The sequence below is a fragment of the Streptomyces sp. NPDC001843 genome, assembly GCF_042891955.1.
Lineage (GTDB): Bacteria > Actinomycetota > Actinomycetes > Streptomycetales > Streptomycetaceae > Streptomyces.
Map to the genome: position 1 here is coordinate 144,539 of NZ_JBIATQ010000002.1, position 17,359 is coordinate 161,897.

Sequence of the window (17,359 nt, forward strand, 5' to 3'; positions counted from 1 at the left end):
AGAGCCGCATGGTCTTAACAAACCGGCGGAACCAACAAAGGCCGGATCTCGACCATGGCCGTTAAGGTGTGGCAGATGAAGGCTCTGGTGCTCTCCGGCGGTGCCGGTACCCGGCTGCGGCCGATCACCCACACCTCCGCCAAACAGCTGGTCCCCGTGGCCAACAAACCGGTGCTCTTCTACGGGCTGGAATCGATCGCCGCCGCCGGGATCACCGAGGTGGGCATGATCGTCGGGGACACGGCCGCCGAGATCGAGGAAGCGGTCGGCGACGGCTCCAGGTTCGGCCTGAAAGTCACCTACATACCCCAGGAGCGTCCCCTGGGCCTGGCCCACGCGGTGCTGATCGCACGGGACTTCCTCGGCGACGACGACTTCGTGATGTACCTCGGGGACAACTTCATCGTCGGCGGCATCCGCGACCTGGTCGAGGGTTTCCGCGCCAGCCGCCCCGACGCGCAGATCCTGCTCACCCGCGTCCCCGACCCCCGCTCCTTCGGCGTCGCCGAGCTGGACCCCTCGGGCCAGGTGATCGCCCTGGAGGAGAAGCCCGAGCATCCCAAGAGCGACCTGGCGCTGGTCGGGGTCTACCTGTTCACCCCGGTGATCCACGAGGCGGTGCGGGCCGTCAAGCCGTCCTGGCGGGGCGAACTGGAGATCACCCACGCCATCCAGCACCTCATCGACGCCCGCGCCGACGTCCGCTCCACGGTCATCAGGGGCTACTGGAAGGACACCGGCAACGTCGGCGACATGCTCGAGGTCAACCGCATGGTCCTGGAGGGCGTGGACCGGCGCATCGACGGCGAGGTGGACGAGGCGTCCGAGACCGTCGGACGGGTCGTCGTCGAGGAGGGCGCGCGGATCGTCAACTCACGGATCGTGGGCCCCGCCGTCATCGGCGCCGGAACCCTCGTCGGCGACTCCTACGTGGGACCGTTCACCTCGATAGCGGAGAACTGCCGGATCACGGACAGCGAGCTCGAGTTCTCCATAGTGCTGCGGGACTCCTCCATCGACGGGGTGGGCAGGATCGAGTCCTCGCTGATCGGCCGGCACGTCGAGGTGACCCCGGCGCCCGACGTGCCCAGTGCCCACCGCCTCGTCCTCGGAGACCACAGCAAGGTGCAGATCCGTTCATGAATCTCCTCGTCACCGGCGGCGCCGGGTTCATCGGCTCCCGTTACGTCCGCACCCTCCTCGCCGACGACGTGCCCGACGCGCCGCGCATCACCGTGCTGGACAAGCTCACCTACGCGGGCACGCTCGCCAACCTGCCCGCCGGCCATCCCCGCCTCGAGTTCGTCCACGGCGACATATGCGACGCCGGCCTGGTCGACAAGCTCATGGCCGAAGCGGACCAGGTCGTGCACTTCGCCGCCGAGTCCCACGTGGACCGCTCGATCACGGGGGCGGGCGAGTTCGTGCTCACCAACGTGGTCGGCACCCAGACACTGCTGGACGCGGCGCTGCGCCACGGTGTCGGCCCGTTCGTGCACATCTCCACCGACGAGGTCTACGGCTCCATCGACACCGGCTCCTGGCCCGAGACCCACCCGCTCGCCCCGAACTCCCCGTACTCCGCCTCCAAGGCCTCCTCCGACCTGATGGCCCTGGCCCACCACCGCACCCACGGCCTGGACGTGCGGGTCACCCGGTGCTCCAACAACTACGGCCCGCACCAGTTCCCCGAGAAGGTCATCCCGCTGTTCGTCACCAACCTCCTCGACGGCCGGCAGGTCCCGCTCTACGGCGACGGGCGCAACGTCCGCGACTGGCTGCACGTCGACGACCACTGCCACGGCGTGGAACTCGTACGCACCAAGGGCCGCCCCGGCGAGGTGTACAACATCGGCGGCGGCACGGAGCTGAGCAACAAGGAACTCACCGGGCTGCTCCTTCAGGCCTGCGGGGCGGACTGGGACCGGGTGGCGTACGTCGCCGACCGCAAGGGGCACGACCTGCGCTACTCCGTGGACTGGAGCAAGGCCCGCGACGAGCTGGGCTACCGGCCGCGCCGCGACTTCGCGACCGGCCTCGCCGACACCGTCGCCTGGTACCGGGACAACCGGGCCTGGTGGGAACCGCTCAAGCAGCGCACCCGTCAGGGGGTCTGATGAGGTGGCTGGTCACCGGCGCGGGCGGGATGCTCGGCCGCGACACCGTCGAGGAACTCCTGCGGCGCGGTGAGGACGTGGCGGGCCTGGACCGCGCGGCCCTCGACATCACCGACGCCGACGCCGTCCGCCGGGCCTTCGAGGAGCACCGGCCCGGCATCGTCGTCAACTGTGCCGCCTACACGGCCGTCGACGACGCCGAGACCGACGAGGCCCGGGCGCTCGCCGTCAACGGCGACGGACCGAGGCTGCTCGCCCGCGCCTGCGCCGGACACGGCGCCCGCCTCATCCAGGTCTCCACCGACTACGTCTTCTCCGGCGAGGCCCGCGTCACCCCCTACGCGGAGGACCACCCCCCGGCACCGCGCATCGCCTACGGCCGGACCAAGCTGGCGGGGGAGCGGGCGGTGCTCGAGGAGCTCCCGGACGCCGCCGTCGTGGTGCGCACCGCCTGGCTGTACGGCGTCCACGGCCGCAGCTTCGTGCGCACGATGCTGGAACTGGAAGGCCGCCGGGACACCCTCGACGTCGTCGACGACCAGCGCGGGCAGCCGACCTGGAGCGCGGACGTCGCCGCCCGGATCGCGGACCTGGGTGCGCGGCCCTCCCGGGACGCGGCCGCACACGGTATCTTCCACGCCACCGGTTCGGGTGAGGCCAGCTGGTACGAACTCGCCCGGGAGGTGTTCCGGCTCGCCGGCGCCGACCCGGACCGGGTGCGGCCCACCGACAGCCGGGCCTTCACCCGCCCCGCCCCCCGCCCCGCCTACAGCGCCCTGGGGCACGACCGGTGGCGGGAGGCGGGCCTGGAACCGCTGCGGCACTGGCGGTCCGCCCTGCACGAAGCACTGCCCCACATCCGCAAGGAGATCGCTCAGTGAAACGGCACGAGTTCCTGCGGGAACTCCACAAGGTCACCGCGAACCGCAACTACCTGGAGATCGGCGTCAACGACGGCCGCAGCCTGACGCTGTCCCGGGTGCCGAGCATCGCGATCGACCCGGCGTTCAAGGTGGTCACGGAGATCCGCTGTGACGTCCACCTGGCGAAGGCGACCAGCGACGACTTCTTCGCCCGTGACAACCCCCTCGCGCACCTCAGGGGCGGCCGCCACCCGCTGCGGAACCTGGCCCGCAACCGCAGCCCGTTCGGCTACTGGCGGCGCACCACCCTGGACCTGTCGTTCATCGACGGCATGCACCTGTTCGAATACGCGCTGCGCGACTTCATCAACATCGAGAAGCACTCGGACTGGGCCAGTGTGATCGTCTTCGACGACATGCTGCCGCGCAACGTCGACGAGGCGGCCCGCGACCGGCACACCGACGCCTGGACCGGTGACGTCTACAAGCTCGTCGAGATCCTGAACCGACACCGCCCCGACCTGGTGACGGTCCTGGTGGACACCGCGCCCACCGGGCAGCTGGTCGTCTTCGGCGCCGACCCGGACAACACGGTACTCAAGGACAAGTACGACGAGATCATCGCGGAGTTCGAGGTCCCGGATCCGCAGAAGGTGCCCGAGCAGATCCTGGAGCGGACGACGGCCGTGAAGCCCCGGACGCTGATCGACGCCGGCTTCTGGAAGCCGCTCGTGGCGGCCCGCGACCGCGGCACCAAGCGGTCCCGCGGCTGGGAGCCCCTGCGCCGTGCGGTGCAGCAGCTCGGCGTCAGCCCCTGAGCCGTCCCCCGGCCCGAAGCCACTCGTCGTGGGCGGAGCAGTCCGCATAGGTGGGAAGCAGTCCGGACCGCTCCGCCTCGGCCAGTGAGGGGGACGCCGCGTCCTTCTCGGACAGCAGCGGCTCGATGCCCTCGGGCCAGGCGATGCCCAGCGCGGGGTCGAGCGGGTGCACCCCGTGCTCACGCTCGGGTGCGTACCCGGTCGAGCACAGGTAGACCACCGTGGCGTCGTCGGTGAGCGCCATGAACGCGTGCCCCAGCCCCTCCGCGAGGAACACGGCGTTGCGGGTGTCGTCGTCCAGGCGTACGGCCTCCCACTTGCCGAAGGTGGGCGAGCCGACGCGGATGTCCACGATCACGTCCAGGACGGCGCCCCGTACGCAGGTGAGGTACTTGGCCTGGCCGGGCGGCACGTCGGCGAAGTGGATCCCGCGCAGTACGCCCCGCCGCGACACCGAGCAGTTGGCCTGGGCGACGCTGAGGTCGTATCCGGTGGCCTCGCGGAACTCCGCTCCGCGGTACCACTCGTGGAAGCTGCCCCGGGAGTCGGGGAACACCTTGGGTTCCAGGACCCAGGCGCCTGCTGTCTCCAATGCGCGCACGCCGTCACGCCTTTCGTGTGTCGCTGGTGGAACCGATCCTGCGCCGGGCCGCGCCCGCCATCCGCCGCACCGTGCGCGCCAGCCGCCGTACCGGGCCGGGCACGGGCGGGCTCGCCGGCCGGACGCCGCCGGTACGGCTGACGTGCAGGGCCAGCGGCAGGGCGAGGAACCGCGGCGTCGCCGCCTCCGGCGCCGGACACAGCTCCGGCCGCCACACCGCTCCCCGCATCGCGGACAGGGGCAGCACGGTCCGCAGCAGGGCGCCGTCGCCCTCGGCGGGGGTCAGCGTCCCGGTCTCCCCGAGGGGGCCGCCGGAGGCGGTGCCCACCCAGCGCAGCACCACGTCGGTGCGGTCGGCGACGTACAGCGGCAGCGCGAGGGTGAGCAGCCCGTCGCCGGAGACCGCGGCGTCCTCGGGGGTAAGTCCGCCGAGCCCGAGTGCCCTGGTCGCCCGGTCGACGTCCAGGGAGAAGTTCTCGTACTGCTTGGTCCAGTACGGCAGCACCACACGCCCGGCGACGAGCCCCGCGGGCGCAGCCGGGCGGTCACGCCGCGGGGCCGGGCCCAGTCGGCAGTCCTTGGTCCAGCCGCCGAGGCCGACCCGCACGTACGCGTCCCACAGGCCGGTGTGCAGCGGGGCGCCGCCCGCCGCGTCGGCGGGGTCGACGGTGGCCGTGCCGTGCAGCACCAGCCGGACACGGCCGTCCTCGGCCGGAACGCGCTCGCGGGTGAGGTCCACCTTCTGGAAGAAGGAGGCGGCGCTGGCGCGGTCACGCAGGATCAGATGGGCGGTAGCCCTGCCGAAGCCGTCCACGGCGGCCCCGCCGAGCCAGGCGGCCGCCTCGTCGAGGTCCCGGGGCGCGGCGTCGGCGGGGGCGGCGGCCTGGTCGGCGGCGAAGGTCAGTGCCCGGCCGTCCCGGTGGTACTCGGCGGTGAAGACGACCCGCAGTCTCCCGTCCCGCCATTCCACCCCGGTGGGCACCGCCTTCGGCGTGACGCCGCTCTCCCATTCGGCGTAGGCGACCAGGTCGTCGTAGCGGTCCTCGCGGATGAGCGCCGCGACGATCCGCTGCCCCGGGCGCAGCCCGCTCGCGACACCGGGGCCGAAGCGCTCCAGGACGACCTCGCGCATCTCCCGGAACAGTTCCCGCCGGTAGTCGTCCGGCTTGTTCAGCAGGCGGCGGCCGCTCATCCGCTCGACGATCTCCACGCGCAGCCAGCGGCGCAGCAGCCGGTCGCGCAGCGGGCCGGGCTCGGTGTAGCGCTCCACGACGTCCAGGGCCTCGCGGAGGTTCTTGAAGTAGCCGACCGGCTCGAACCGCTGGAAGCCGGCGTTGGACGCGTCCTCCCGCTTGACGTGGTAGTAGCAGACGTAGTCGCTGAGGACCGAGACGTTGTCCGCCCGCAGATACGCCTCCGTGACGAAGACGTGGTCCTCCAGGCGCCGCCGGCCCTCCGGGAAGCGCAGGCCGGTGCGGTCCAGGAACGCGCGGCGGACCATCTTGTGCGGGGTGAGGCTGTCGATCAGCGGGGCGTTCTCCACGGTGGCGTGCGGGTGGTTGCGGCGGAACAGCTCCACCGGGACCGGTCGGCCCTTTCCGGCCATCTTTCCGACGATCACGTCGGCCTTGTTCGCCACCCCGTACTCGTACATCCGCTCGAGAGCTTCGTCGCCGAGGTAGTCGTCGTTGTCGACGAACATCACGAACTCGCCCCTGGAGGCCTCGATGCCGACGTTGCGGGGCTTGCCCGACCAGCCGGAGTTCGCCTGGTGGATCACCTGGATGTGCGGGTGCTCGGCGGCGAGTGTGTCCAGGTGAGCGGGTGTCCCGTCGGTGGAGCCGTCGTCGACGAAGATCACCTCGAACTCGTCGGGAGGCAGTGACTGCCGCAGCATCGAGGCGACGCAGTCCTCGATGTAGGGCCCGGGGTTGTACACGGGGACGATGACGCTGACCTTGACCGGCATCCGGCTTTCGAGCCCCCTTCGATCGCCACCCGTCGCCTGGGCGGCACGTGCGCGTGGCCGAATGCTAACCCGGCCACTCGTGCGGAAGTCTGTTCGGTCTCGGTAAGGGATCGGCTCGATATGGGTAAGGAGCCGGCTCGGCCCGGGCAGGGGCCGGCCGTCCTCGTGACCGCCGCCGAGGGAGGTCAGTTGCACCCGGCGATCCCTGGGTACTCGCACGTCCGTGACCGGGCGAAGGCCATCGGGCGAGACTCGAGGATGTGAGCAGATGACCCCTCCGGACGTGACCGGATTGGAGGCGGCACTGCGCGCCGAGGTGGACGGCGAGGTCCGCTTCGACGCCGGCAGCCGCGGTGCCTACGTCACGGACGGCTCGAACTACCGGCAGGTCCCCATCGGAGTGGTCGTCCCCCGCACGGTCGAGGCGGGGGCGCGGGCGGTGGAGCTCTGTGCCAGGTTCGACGCCCCGGTGCTCTCCCGCGGCGGTGGCACCAGTCTGGCCGGGCAGTCCACCAACACAGCCGTGGTGATCGACTGGAGCAAGTACTGCAACGCGCTGGTCTCGGTGGACCCCGAGGCACGTACCTGCGTGGTCGAACCCGGCATCGTCCTGGACGAACTCAACCGGCAACTGGCCGACCACAAGCTTCAGTTCGGGCCGAAGCCGTCCACGCACAGCCACTGCGCGCTCGGCGGGATGATCGGCAACAACTCCTGCGGCGCCTCCGCCCAGGCGTACGGCAAGACCGTCGACAACGTGCGCCGCCTGGAGATCCTCACCTACGACGGCGTCCGCGCCTGGGTGGGACCGACGTCCGCCGCCGAACGCGAGCGGATCGCCGCCGAGGGCGGACGGCTCGCCGAGATCTACGCCGGACTGGACCGCATCGCCGGCGAATACCTGGCCGACATCCGCCGCGGCTACCCCAAGATCCCCCGCCGGGTCTCCGGCTACAACCTCGACTCCCTGCTGCCCGAGAACGGCTTCGACGTCGCCCGGGCCCTGGTGGGCAGCGAGGGCACCCTGGTGACCGTGCTGCGCGCCGAACTGGACCTGGTGCCGGTCCCGCCGTACAAGTCGCTGCTGGTGCTCGGCTACGACGACATCTGCGCCGCCGGCGACGACGTGGCGCGCCTGCTGGAGCACTGCTCGCCCAGCCAGCTGGAGGCGCTGGACGGGCGGATGGCGCAGCTCATGCGCGAGGAGGGCGCCTACCTCGACTCCCTCGCCATCCTTCCCGAGGGCGACAGCTGGCTGATGGTGCAGTACAGCGGCGACAGCCAGGACGACGTCGACGAACAGGCACACGCACTCCTGCGGGCCATCGGCCGCGACGAGAAGGACAACAACGTCGCCTTCTCCGACAACCCCGACCGCGAGGAGAAGATGCTGAAGGCCCGCGAGGCCGGGCTCGGCGTCACCGCGCGGCCCCCGGACGACCGCGAGACCTGGGAGGGCTGGGAGGACTCGGCCGTACCGCCCGAACGGCTCGGCGACTACCTGCGCGACCTGAAGAAACTGTTCGAGGAGTTCGACTACGACCACCCCTCCCTGTACGGGCACTTCGGACAGGGCTGTGTGCACACCCGCATCCCCTTCGGCCTGAAGACCGCCGAGGGCGTACGGGACTTCCGCCGGTTCCTGGAGCGCGCCGCCGACCTCGTGGCCTCCTACGGCGGCTCCCTGTCCGGCGAGCACGGCGACGGCCAGTCCCGGGGCGAACTGCTCACCCGGATGTTCGGCGAGCGGCTGGTGACCGCGTTCGGCGAGCTGAAAGCCCTGTTCGACCCCCGCGACCGGATGAACCCCGGCAAGATCGTCCGCCCCAACCCCGTCGACGGGCAGTTGCGCCTGGGACCCTCCTGGCGCCCGGCCACCCCCGAGACGCATTTCGGCTACCCGGAGGACGACCACTCCTTCACCCGCGCGGTCATGCGCTGTGTCGGCATCGGCAACTGCCGCGGCCACTCCGGAGGAGTGATGTGCCCCTCGTACCGGGCCACCCGGGAGGAGGAGCACTCCACCCGCGGCCGGGCCCGGCTGCTGTTCGAGATGCTGAACGGACACGCCGACTCCACTGTCAAGGACGGCTGGCGCTCCACCGAGGTCCACGACGCCCTCGACCTGTGCTTGGCCTGCAAGGGCTGCAAGTCGGACTGCCCCACCGGGGTCGACATGGCGACACTCAAGGCGGAGTTCCTCGCCCACCACTACGAGGGCCGGGTACGCCCCGCCGCCCACTACGCCATGGGCTGGCTCCCACTGTGGGCCCGCCTCTCCCGGATCGCCCCCTCGCTCGTCAACAGCGCGCTGCACGCGCCGGGCCTCGCCCGGCTGGGCAAGCGGCTGGCGGGCGTGGACGCGGCCCGGCCCGCGCCGGTCTTCGCCGGACAGTCCTTCGTCCAGTGGTGGCGGGAACGCGGCACCGAGCAGCCCGACCCGGCCGACCCGCGCACCGTGGTGCTGTGGCCCGACACCTTCAGCACCTACTTCCACCCCTCCATCGCGATCTCGGCCGTACGGGTCCTCGAGGACGCAGGCTTCCACGTCGCCGTACCCGACAAGCCGGTGTGCTGCGGCCTGACCTGGATCTCCACCGGGCAGCTCACCGTCGCCAAGAAGGTGCTGCGCCGCACCCTCGACGCCCTGCGCCCCTACCTGGAGGCGGGCACCCCGGTCATCGGCCTGGAACCGTCCTGCACCGCCGTGTTCCGCTCCGACGCGCCCGAGCTGATGCCCGCTGACCACGACGTGTGCCGGCTCGCCGGACAGGTGCGCACCTTCGCCGAGCAGCTCGTCCACCACGCGCCCGACGACTGGCGGCCGCCCCGGCTCGCCCGGCAGGCGACCGTGCAGACCCACTGCCACCAGCACGCCATCATGAAGTTCGACGCCGACCGGGAGCTGATGCGGCGCGCCCACCTCGACGCCGACGTGCTCGACGAGGGCTGCTGCGGCCTGGCAGGCAACTTCGGCTTCGAACGAGGCCACCACGAGGTCTCCATGGCCGTCGCCGAACAGGGCGTCCTGCCCGCCGTCCGCGAGGCGGCGCCCGACAGCCTGCTGCTCGCCGACGGCTTCAGCTGCCGCACCCAGATCGAGCAGGGCGACACCGGCCGCCGGGCCCTGCACCTCGCCGAGGTGCTGGCCCTGGCGATGGACGGCAACCTGCCGAGCGACCGGCCCGAACGCCTCGCCCAGCGCCCGCCGGAGCCCTCGCGCACCGCACGCTGGGCGACCACCGCCTCGGTCGCCGCCCTGACGGGCGCGGCCGCCGCCGGCACCGCCCTGCGGCTGCGGCGCCGCACCTGACGACCCCGGCAGCACCACCGCACCACCGAACGCGCCCGTACGCGGGCCCACGCCTGGGAGGAGACATGACGGATCAGCCGGTCGTCGAGCTGGTGGACACCTCCGTCTACACCGTGCCCACCGACGCGCCCGAGGCCGACGGCACCCTCGCCTGGGACAGCACCACGCTCGTCCTGGTCACCGTCCGCGCCGCTGACGCGAGCGGCCTCGGCTACACCTACGCTCCCGCCGCCACCGCGGACCTCGTGGACGACCTGCTCGCCGGTGTCGTCACCGGCTCCCCGGCGTTCGACGTGCCCCGCCTGAACGAGGAGATGCACCGCGCGGTGCGCAACGCGGGCGGGCCCGGCGTGGCCGCACAGGCGATCGCCGCCGTCGACATCGCGCTGTGGGACCTCAAGGCCCACCTGCTCGGCCTGCCCCTCGTCGACCTGTTGGGCGCCGCCCGCGACGACGTGCCCGTGTACGGCAGCGGCGGCTTCACCACCTACGACGACCAGCGGCAGGACCGGCAGCTGCGCGGCTGGGCCGAGGAGCAGGGCATCCCCCGCGTCAAGATCAAGATCGGGGAGTCCTGGGGCACCCGCGAGGACCGCGACCTGGACCGGGTCCGCCGGGCCCGCGAGAGCGTCGGCGACGCCACGGCCCTGTACGTGGACGCCAACGGCGGCTACAGCGCGAAGCAGGCCCTGCGGATCGCCGAGGCCCTCGCCGACCAGGGCGTGACCTGGTTCGAGGAACCGGTCTCCTCCGACCACCTCACCAGCCTCGCGTCGATCCGCGCCCACGCCCGCATGGACGTGGCCGCGGGGGAGTACGGCTACACGCTCCCGTACTTCGAGCACATGCTCGCCGCCGGCGCGGTGGACTGCCTCCAGGCCGACGTCACCCGCTGCGGCGGGATCACCGTCTGGCTGCGGGCCGCGGCCCTCGCCCATGCCCGCGGCCTGGACATCTCCGGGCACTGCGCTCCGCACGCCCACGCCCAGGTCGCCGCCGCGGTGCCCAACCTGCGCCATCTGGAGTGGTTCCACGACCATGTGCGCATCGAACGGATCCTCTTCGACGGGGTCCTCGACCCGACGGGCGGCAGCGTCGTCCCCGGCGCCGACGGAACGCCCGGACTGGGACTGACCCTCGCCGCCGAACGCGCCCGGCCCTACCGCGTGCGCTGAGCGAGGAGACCCCATGAACAACCACTTCGCACCGCACGCCCTGCACGACTACGCCCTGCTCGCCGACGGCGAACGCGGCGCGCTGATCGGCCCCGACGGCGGCGTCGTCTGGCTGTGCGCGCCGGGCTGGCACGACGATGCCGTGCTCGCCTCCCTCATCGGCGGCCGGGGCGGCTACGCCGTCACCCCGCGCGCCCCCCACGTCCCGGGCGGCTACTACGAGAACGGCAGCCTGATCCGGCGCAGCCGCTGGGTCACCACCGAGGGCGTCGTCGAGTGCCGCGAGGCGCTCGCCTTCCCCGGCGAGGCGAACCGCGTGGTCCTGCTGCGCCGGGTACAGGCCGTCGACGGCCCCGCGCACCTCGATGTCGTCCTCGACCCGCACGCCGACTACGGCCGCGCTCCGCTCGACTCGGCCCACCGCGACGACGCCGGCGTGTGGCACCTGGCCACCGGTGCCCACCGGCTGCGCTGGCAGGGCGCCCCCTCCGCGACCCTCGGTGAGCACGGGCTGACCGCCGAGCTGGTCCTCAAGCCCGGGGAGAGCCACGACCTGGTCCTCGAGTGCTCCACCTCCCCGCTCCCGCACACCCCGCCGCACGCCGAGCAGGTCTGGGCGGCGACCGAGCAGGCCTGGCGGCGGGCGGTACCCCGGCTCGAGGACACCATCGCCCCGGGCGACGCCCGGCTCGCGTGCGCCGTGCTGCGCGGTCTGACCACCTCCGGTGGCGGCATGGTCGCGGCGGCCACCACCAGCCTCCCGGAACGCGCCGAGGAGGGCCGCAACTACGACTACCGGTACGTGTGGATCCGCGACCAGAGCTACGCGGGCCAGGCCGCGGCCGCCGCCGGGGTGCCCGATCTCCTCGACGACGCCGTACGCTTCGTCGCCCAGCGACTGTGCTCCGACGGGCCCCGCCTCACCCCGGCCTACACCGTGCGCGGCGAGCCCGTCCCCGGCCAGCGCGACCTCGACCTGCCCGGCTACCCGGGCGGCTTCGACCGGGTCGGCAACCGGGTGGAGCACCAGTTCCAGCTCGACTGCTTCGGCGAGGCGCTGCTGCTGTTCGCCGCGGCGGCCCGGCACGACCGGCTCGACGCCACCGCGGCCGAGGCCGTCGGCATCGCCGTACGCGCCATCGCCGACCGGTGGCGGGAGCCCGACGCCGGGATCTGGGAGCTGTCCCCCCGGCAGTGGACCCACAGCCGCCTGGTCTGCGTCGCCGGACTGCGCGCCATGGCCGCCGCCGATCCGCGCCACCCCCGCGCGGACACCTGCACCCGGCTCGCCGACACCCTGCTCGCCGCCATCACGGCCACCTCCGTGCACGCCGACGGGTACTGGCAGCGCAGCCCCGACGACCCCGCCGTGGACGCCGCCCTGCTGCTGCCCCCGGTACGCGGCGCCCTGCCCCCCGACGACCCGCGCACCCGCGCCACGCTCGACGCCTGCCGCCGTGCACTGGCAGAGGACCACTTCCTGTACCGCTTCCGCCACGACGACCGGCCCCTCGCGGACGCCGAGGGCGCCTTCCTGCTCTGCGGATTCGTCATGGCGATGGCCGAACACCAGCAGGGGCGGACCGTCTCCGCGCACCGCTGGTTCGAACGCAACCGGGGCGCCTGCGGCGCCTCGGGACTGTACGCCGAGGAGTACGACGTCGCCCAGCGGCAGCTGCGCGGCAACCTCCCGCAGGCCTTCGTGCACGCCGTACTGCTGGAGACGGCGGCCCGGCTGGGCCGCGACCACTTTCACCCCGGAAGGAGCTGACCATGCCCGCCACCGTCGTCATCACCGGTGCCAGCGCCGGTATCGGCCGCGCCACCGCCCGCCTCTACGCCAAGCGCGGCGCCGACGTCGTCCTGGTCGCCCGCGGCCGTGGCGGGCTGGAGGCCGCCGCCGACGAGGTCGCCGCGCTCGGCGGCCGGCCGCTGGTGCAGGTCGCCGACACCGCGGACGCCGACCAGGTCGAGGCGGTGGCCGACGCCGCCGAGAAGGAGTTCGGCCCCATCGACGTCTGGATCAACTGCGCCTTCAGCTCCGTCTTCGCGCCGTTCGACGAGATCACCGCCGAGGAGTACCGGCGGGTGACCGAGGTGACCTACCTCGGTTTCGTCAACGGCACCCGGTCGGCGCTGGAGCGGATGCTGCCCCGCGACCGGGGCACGATCGTGCAGGTCGGCTCGGCACTGGGGGAGCGGTCGATCCCGCTGCAGTCCGCGTACTGCGGCGCCAAGCACGCCATCAACGGCTTCACCTCCTCCCTCCGCGTCGAGCTGCTGCACCGCGGGAGCAACGTGCACGTCACCGTCGCCCAGATGCCCGCCGTCAACACGCCCCAGTTCGACTGGGTGCGCTCCCGCCTGCGGGGGCACCCCAGCCCCGTCCCCCCGATCTACCAGCCCGAGGTCGCCGCCCGCGGTGTGGTGTACGCCGCCGACCACCCGCGCCGCAAGCAGTACTACGTCGGTGCCACCACCGTGGCCACGATCTGGGCCAACCGCCTCGTCCCGGCCCTGCTCGACCGCTACCTGGCCCGCACCGGCTTCGGCTCCCAGCAGACCGACAAGGAGGCCCCGACCGGCCGCAGCAACCTCTTCGAGCCCGTCGACCGGCTTCCCGGCGACGACCACGGCGCCCACGGCATCTTCGACGACAGCTCCCACAGCCGCTCCTGGCAGACCACCCTCGCCCACCATCCCGCCGCCACGGCCCTCGGTACCGGCCTGGCCGCGGTGACCGCGGTCCGCGGCATCCGGCGCCTCGCCAAGTCCGGGTGAAAGGCTGGGTGAAAGGCCAGGTGACAACACTTCGGGAAGGCGCACCTATAGCCTGACCGTGTGCGCCTGCTCGTCATGTCCGACACGCATCTGCCCAAGCGAGCCAAGCGGCTGCCGGACCAGCTCCTGGCCGAACTGCCGCGGGCCGATGTCGTGATCCACGCCGGGGACTGGGTCGACACCGCCACCCTCGACCTGCTGGAGGGCCGCAGCCGCCGGCTCGTCGCCGTGTACGGCAACAACGACGGGCCGGAGCTGCGCGCCCGCCTCCCCGAGGTGGCGTACGCCGACCTGGGCGGCCTGAGCTTCGGCGTCGTCCACGAGACCGGTGCCGCCCAGGGCCGCGAGGCCCGCTGCGCCGCCCGCTTCCCCGGCCTCGACGTGCTGGTCTTCGGCCACAGCCACATCCCGTGGGACTCCACCGCCCCCGGTGGCCTGCGCCTGCTCAACCCCGGTTCCCCGACCGACCGCCGCCGCCAGCCCCACTGCACCTACCTGACGGCGACCGTCGCGTACGGAGAGCTCACGGAGGTGACACTGCACCGGCTGCCACGCCGGTGAGGGCATGACTTCGCACGTCAGGCGGGTGATACGAGATCCGGGCCGCCCCATGAAGGGGAGCGGCCCGGGCACTGTGGATGATGCGCTGTCACGGACCTCCTTCCGGGAAGTACCGCAGAGGACATGCATGCCTCATCCATTGCTGTTGCGCCGCCTACCCGTTCTCCGCGTACCTAACACATGGATCCGGTCAATGGCTGGAAAAGAATCCGTGGACGAAAAACTCCGTGGACACGGAAGAGGGCGGCTCGGTGGGATGAGCCGGTGCTGATCGACGTCCCGCTCGTACGCCGTCTGCTCGCCGCCCAGTTCCCCCGGTGAGCCGACCTGCCCGTCACCCCGGTTCCGCGCTCCGGCATGGACAACGCCACCTTCCGGCTCGGGGAAGACCTCTCCGTCCGGCTGCCCCGCTACCCGCACTGGGCCGGCCAGGTCGAGCGCGAACACCGCTGGCTGCCGGTGCTCGCCCCGCACCTCCCGCTCACCGTCTCCCAGCCGGTGGCGCGGGGTGAGCCCGGTGAGGACTACCCCTACCCGTGGTCCGTGTACCGCTGGCTGCCCGGCGAACAGGCCGCCACGGAGTCCCTCGCCGACCCCGTCGGCGCCGCCCGCGATCTCGCCGGGTTCATCACCGCCCTGCAGGCCGTCGACGCCACGGGCGGGCCCGGTCCCGAGCAGAGCAACGCCTTCCGCGGCGCCCCGCTGGGCGGCGCCCACGACTCCATCGCCGCCGAGGCCCGGGTCCGGCCCAAGATCGAGGCACTGAAGAAGGCGGGCATGGTCGACGTCGGCCTGGTGACCGAGGTCTGGGAGGCGGCGCTCGCGGCACCGCCCTGGGTGGGGGACCCGGTGTGGATCCACGGCGACCTCGACCCCGGGAACCTCCTGGCCACCAAGGGCAGGCTCACCGCCGTCATCGACTTCGGCACCCTGGCGGTCGCCGACCCCGCGGTGGACCTCATCCCCACCTGGAAGTTCCTGCCCGCCCCGGCCCGCGAGGCGTTCCGCGAGTCCGTCGGCGCCGACGACGCGACCTGGGCCCGCGCCCGGGGCTGGGCGCTGGCCAGTTCCCTCCCGGTCCCCGACGACCCGTACTTCCAGCAGGACCCGACCCGCGTGACCACGGCCCTGCGCCACCTCGAGGCGGTCCTCGCCGACCATCGCCGGGAGACGGGCTGAGCATCGAGGGCTGAGCGGTTGAGGGCAGAGGGGAGGTCGAGCCCGGACTTACTCCGGAGTCAGTGGTGTTGACTGTGTATTGACATCATCGGAATGTAGTGGACATGCCGAATATCCGGGCACGTCTGATCGTTGTCCTGGTTGTCCTCTGTGGATTCCTGTCGGTGGCGGGCACCCAACCCGCCACCGCCGCCCCGTCCGACTCCCTCTGGTTCGACGGCACCGCCCTGACCGTGCAGAACGGCCGCTTCACCGACGGTCAGGGACGCGAGGTCGTCCTGCGCGGCTACAACGTCTCCGGCGAGACCAAGCTGGAGGAGAACGGCGGCCTTCCCTTCGCCTCGGTCGCCGACGCGAAGAAGTCCGCGACCGCGCTGCGCGCCCTCGGCGGCGGAAACTCGGTCCGCTTCCTCCTCTCCTGGGCCCACGCCGAGCCCGTGCGTGGCCAGGTCGACTCGGCCTACCTGGCCGCCGTCACCGACCAGATGCGCGCCTTCCTCGACGCCGGCATCCGCGCCTACCCCGACTTCCACCAGGACCTCTACTCCCGGTACCTCTTCAACACCGGAAGCTGGTACACGGGTGACGGCGCACCCAAATGGGCGGTCGAAGCCGGGAGTTACCCGGCCGAGTCGTGTGGCATCTGCTTCTTCTGGGGGCAGAACATCACCCAGAACCAGGCCGTGACGAGAGCGCAGTACGACTTCTGGCACAACAGGTACGGCCTCCAGGACGCCTTCCTCACCACGGCACAGACGACCATGTCGTACCTGGCGCAGCACCTGAGCGACAGCGAGTTCGCGGGCGTCGTCGGCTTCGACCCGTACAACGAGCCGTACGCGGGCACCTACGACTCCGGTCAGACCAGCCGCACCTGGGAACGGGATCTGCTGTGGCCGTTCTACGTGAAGTTCCGCGCCCGCATGGACGCGGCCGGCTGGCAGGCGAAGCCCGCCCTGGTCGAGCCGAACCTCTTCTGGAACTCCAACATCGACTCCCAGAAGCAGGAGGGCGGTCTGCTGGACGCCGGCACCCTCGGCCCGCGTTATGTCTTCAACACCCACTTCTACGACCAGAAGGCCATCTCCGGCATTCTGATGTGGGGCGAGGCGGGCGACGGACAGTACGCGACCGACTTCGGCACGGTACGCGACCGCGCGTCGGCCACCCAGACCGCCGCACTGGTCAGCGAGTTCGGGCACCCCTTGTCAGGGACGGTGTCGGACAAGGCGCCGACCGTGCTGAAAGCGATGTACCAGGCCCTGGACTCCCGTCTTCCCGGGGCGAGTTGGTGGACCAAGCCGACGTCCTCCGGCCCGGTCCTGTCCGGCACCCAGTGGCAGTGGGACATCTACAACGGCCGTCACCACGAGCTGATGAACGGCAATCCCGACAAGGTGCTCACGTCCGGCGACGCCTGGAACGACGAGGACCTGTCCGCCGTGCGCCTGGACGACTCCGGGACAGTGACACCACGTCAGGACGGACGTCTCCTCGACCGGCTCTACCCGGCTGCGACGGCGGGCACGGCGCTCGCCTTCACCTACGAGGACCGCTCCCGGGACGGCTCGACGACGCTGACCTGGAACCCGGTACCCAGCTCGCTGCCAGGCGTCTCAAGGCTGGTCGGCTCCGGCCAGTACGGGCTGCTGGTCTGGCGCTCCGGCAGTGGTACGGCGCCCACCGAGCTGCACCTCCCGGCGTCCTTCCCCACCTCGGCGACGACGGTGGTCTCCGACCTCGGCACCGTGTACGCGCCCCCGTCGTACACCGCCGCGACCCCCGTCGGCGTGGCCCCCGAACCGGGCGGTACCGGCAGCCGCCGCCTGCTGCTCACCGACGCCGACTCCGGGACCCTGCACTACGCGCTGGTGACCAACGGCGCGACGAGCGCACCCTCCTCGGACCTGCTGAGCGCGGCGAAGTCCGAGCTGGCGGCGTGGGCGGCGGCGCACTTCTGAGCCGCGCAGGCCTCCGGGGCG

13 protein-coding genes are annotated in these 17,359 nt (G+C 72.1%); 11 read left to right on the forward strand and 2 right to left on the reverse strand.

Annotation, left to right across the window (positions count from 1 at the left end):
• Positions 1–75 precede the first annotated feature (75 nt).
• From ACFYZQ_RS06150 to ACFYZQ_RS06165, 4 genes are read left to right on the forward strand one after another with little or no spacing between them, the layout of a single operon-like run.
• Positions 76–1,143 carry a glucose-1-phosphate thymidylyltransferase gene (locus ACFYZQ_RS06150; RefSeq protein ID WP_389142173.1) on the forward strand — a complete coding sequence of 356 codons (1,068 nt, stop codon included), beginning with the start codon at positions 76–78 and terminating at the stop codon, positions 1,141–1,143.
• A complete protein-coding gene (gene rfbB / locus ACFYZQ_RS06155) occupies positions 1,140–2,117 on the forward strand; it encodes a dTDP-glucose 4,6-dehydratase (RefSeq protein ID WP_389142175.1) in 978 nt (325 codons plus the stop codon). The genes ACFYZQ_RS06150 and rfbB overlap by 4 nt, the downstream gene beginning before the upstream one ends.
• Positions 2,117–2,998, forward strand: coding sequence for a dTDP-4-dehydrorhamnose reductase (gene rfbD / locus ACFYZQ_RS06160; RefSeq protein ID WP_389142177.1), 882 nt, complete (start codon positions 2,117–2,119; stop codon positions 2,996–2,998). The genes rfbB and rfbD overlap by 1 nt, the downstream gene beginning before the upstream one ends.
• Positions 2,995–3,798, forward strand: a complete 804-nt coding sequence (locus ACFYZQ_RS06165) for a class I SAM-dependent methyltransferase (protein WP_389142179.1) — start codon at positions 2,995–2,997, stop codon at positions 3,796–3,798. Before rfbD ends, ACFYZQ_RS06165 begins: the two co-directional genes overlap by 4 nt.
• Here ACFYZQ_RS06165 and rfbC read toward each other — a convergent pair.
• Together rfbC and ACFYZQ_RS06175 are read right to left on the reverse strand one after the other, a co-directional pair.
• Positions 3,788–4,399 carry a dTDP-4-dehydrorhamnose 3,5-epimerase gene (gene rfbC / locus ACFYZQ_RS06170; RefSeq protein WP_389142181.1) on the reverse strand — a complete coding sequence of 204 codons (612 nt, stop codon included), beginning with the start codon at positions 4,397–4,399 and terminating at the stop codon, positions 3,788–3,790. The genes ACFYZQ_RS06165 and rfbC overlap by 11 nt on opposite strands.
• Positions 4,400–4,403: 4 nt before the next feature.
• On the reverse strand, positions 4,404–6,368 hold the full coding sequence (locus ACFYZQ_RS06175; protein ID WP_389142183.1) for a glycosyltransferase family 2 protein: 1,965 nt from the start codon (positions 6,366–6,368) through the stop codon (positions 4,404–4,406).
• 268 nt (positions 6,369–6,636) lie between these two features.
• On the opposite strand from ACFYZQ_RS06175, the gene ACFYZQ_RS06180 reads away from it, so the two are divergent.
• From ACFYZQ_RS06180 to ACFYZQ_RS06210, 7 genes are all read left to right on the forward strand, one after another.
• Positions 6,637–9,681 (forward strand): FAD-binding and (Fe-S)-binding domain-containing protein, encoded by a 3,045-nt coding sequence (locus ACFYZQ_RS06180; protein ID WP_389142185.1) that lies wholly within the window; start codon positions 6,637–6,639, stop codon positions 9,679–9,681.
• A 65-nt stretch (positions 9,682–9,746) separates the two neighbouring features.
• Positions 9,747–10,856: an enolase C-terminal domain-like protein gene (locus ACFYZQ_RS06185; protein WP_389142187.1), complete on the forward strand. Its 1,110-nt coding sequence runs from the start codon at positions 9,747–9,749 to the stop codon at positions 10,854–10,856.
• Positions 10,857–10,869: 13 nt separating this feature from the next.
• The gene (locus ACFYZQ_RS06190; RefSeq protein ID WP_389142189.1) at positions 10,870–12,627 is read left to right on the forward strand and encodes a glycoside hydrolase family 15 protein; all 1,758 of its coding nucleotides are present in this window, start codon (positions 10,870–10,872) and stop codon (positions 12,625–12,627) included.
• A gap of 2 nt (positions 12,628–12,629) precedes the next feature.
• The gene (locus ACFYZQ_RS06195) at positions 12,630–13,637 is read left to right on the forward strand and encodes an SDR family oxidoreductase (RefSeq protein WP_389142191.1); all 1,008 of its coding nucleotides are present in this window, start codon (positions 12,630–12,632) and stop codon (positions 13,635–13,637) included.
• A gap of 60 nt (positions 13,638–13,697) precedes the next feature.
• Positions 13,698–14,198: a metallophosphoesterase family protein gene (locus ACFYZQ_RS06200; protein ID WP_389142193.1), complete on the forward strand. Its 501-nt coding sequence runs from the start codon at positions 13,698–13,700 to the stop codon at positions 14,196–14,198.
• 357 nt (positions 14,199–14,555) lie between these two features.
• On the forward strand, positions 14,556–15,377 hold the full coding sequence (locus tag ACFYZQ_RS06205) for an aminoglycoside phosphotransferase family protein (protein ID WP_389142195.1): 822 nt from the start codon (positions 14,556–14,558) through the stop codon (positions 15,375–15,377).
• Positions 15,378–15,481: 104 nt separating this feature from the next.
• Complete coding sequence (locus tag ACFYZQ_RS06210) at positions 15,482–17,338, forward strand: cellulase family glycosylhydrolase (protein ID WP_389142197.1); 1,857 nt, start codon at positions 15,482–15,484, stop codon at positions 17,336–17,338.
• Positions 17,339–17,359 lie beyond the last annotated feature (21 nt).

What these genes read in the sequence shown, in the direction of transcription:
- ACFYZQ_RS06195 (WP_389142191.1), top strand. Translation starts at nt 12,630, where the DNA reads ATGCCCGCCACCGTCGTCATCACCGGTGCCAGCGCCGGTATCGGCCGC.
- ACFYZQ_RS06185 (WP_389142187.1), top strand. Translation starts at nt 9,747, where the DNA reads ATGACGGATCAGCCGGTCGTCGAGCTGGTGGACACCTCCGTCTACACC.
- ACFYZQ_RS06180 (WP_389142185.1), top strand. Translation starts at nt 6,637, where the DNA reads ATGACCCCTCCGGACGTGACCGGATTGGAGGCGGCACTGCGCGCCGAG.
- rfbB (WP_389142175.1), top strand. Translation starts at nt 1,140, where the DNA reads ATGAATCTCCTCGTCACCGGCGGCGCCGGGTTCATCGGCTCCCGTTAC.
- ACFYZQ_RS06190 (WP_389142189.1), top strand. Translation starts at nt 10,870, where the DNA reads ATGAACAACCACTTCGCACCGCACGCCCTGCACGACTACGCCCTGCTC.
- ACFYZQ_RS06150 (WP_389142173.1), top strand. Translation starts at nt 76, where the DNA reads ATGAAGGCTCTGGTGCTCTCCGGCGGTGCCGGTACCCGGCTGCGGCCG.
- ACFYZQ_RS06175 (WP_389142183.1), bottom strand. Translation starts at nt 6,368, where the DNA reads ATGCCGGTCAAGGTCAGCGTCATCGTCCCCGTGTACAACCCCGGGCCC.
- rfbD (WP_389142177.1), top strand. Translation starts at nt 2,117, where the DNA reads ATGAGGTGGCTGGTCACCGGCGCGGGCGGGATGCTCGGCCGCGACACC.
- ACFYZQ_RS06210 (WP_389142197.1), top strand. Translation starts at nt 15,482, where the DNA reads ATGCCGAATATCCGGGCACGTCTGATCGTTGTCCTGGTTGTCCTCTGT.
- ACFYZQ_RS06205 (WP_389142195.1), top strand. Translation starts at nt 14,556, where the DNA reads ATGGACAACGCCACCTTCCGGCTCGGGGAAGACCTCTCCGTCCGGCTG.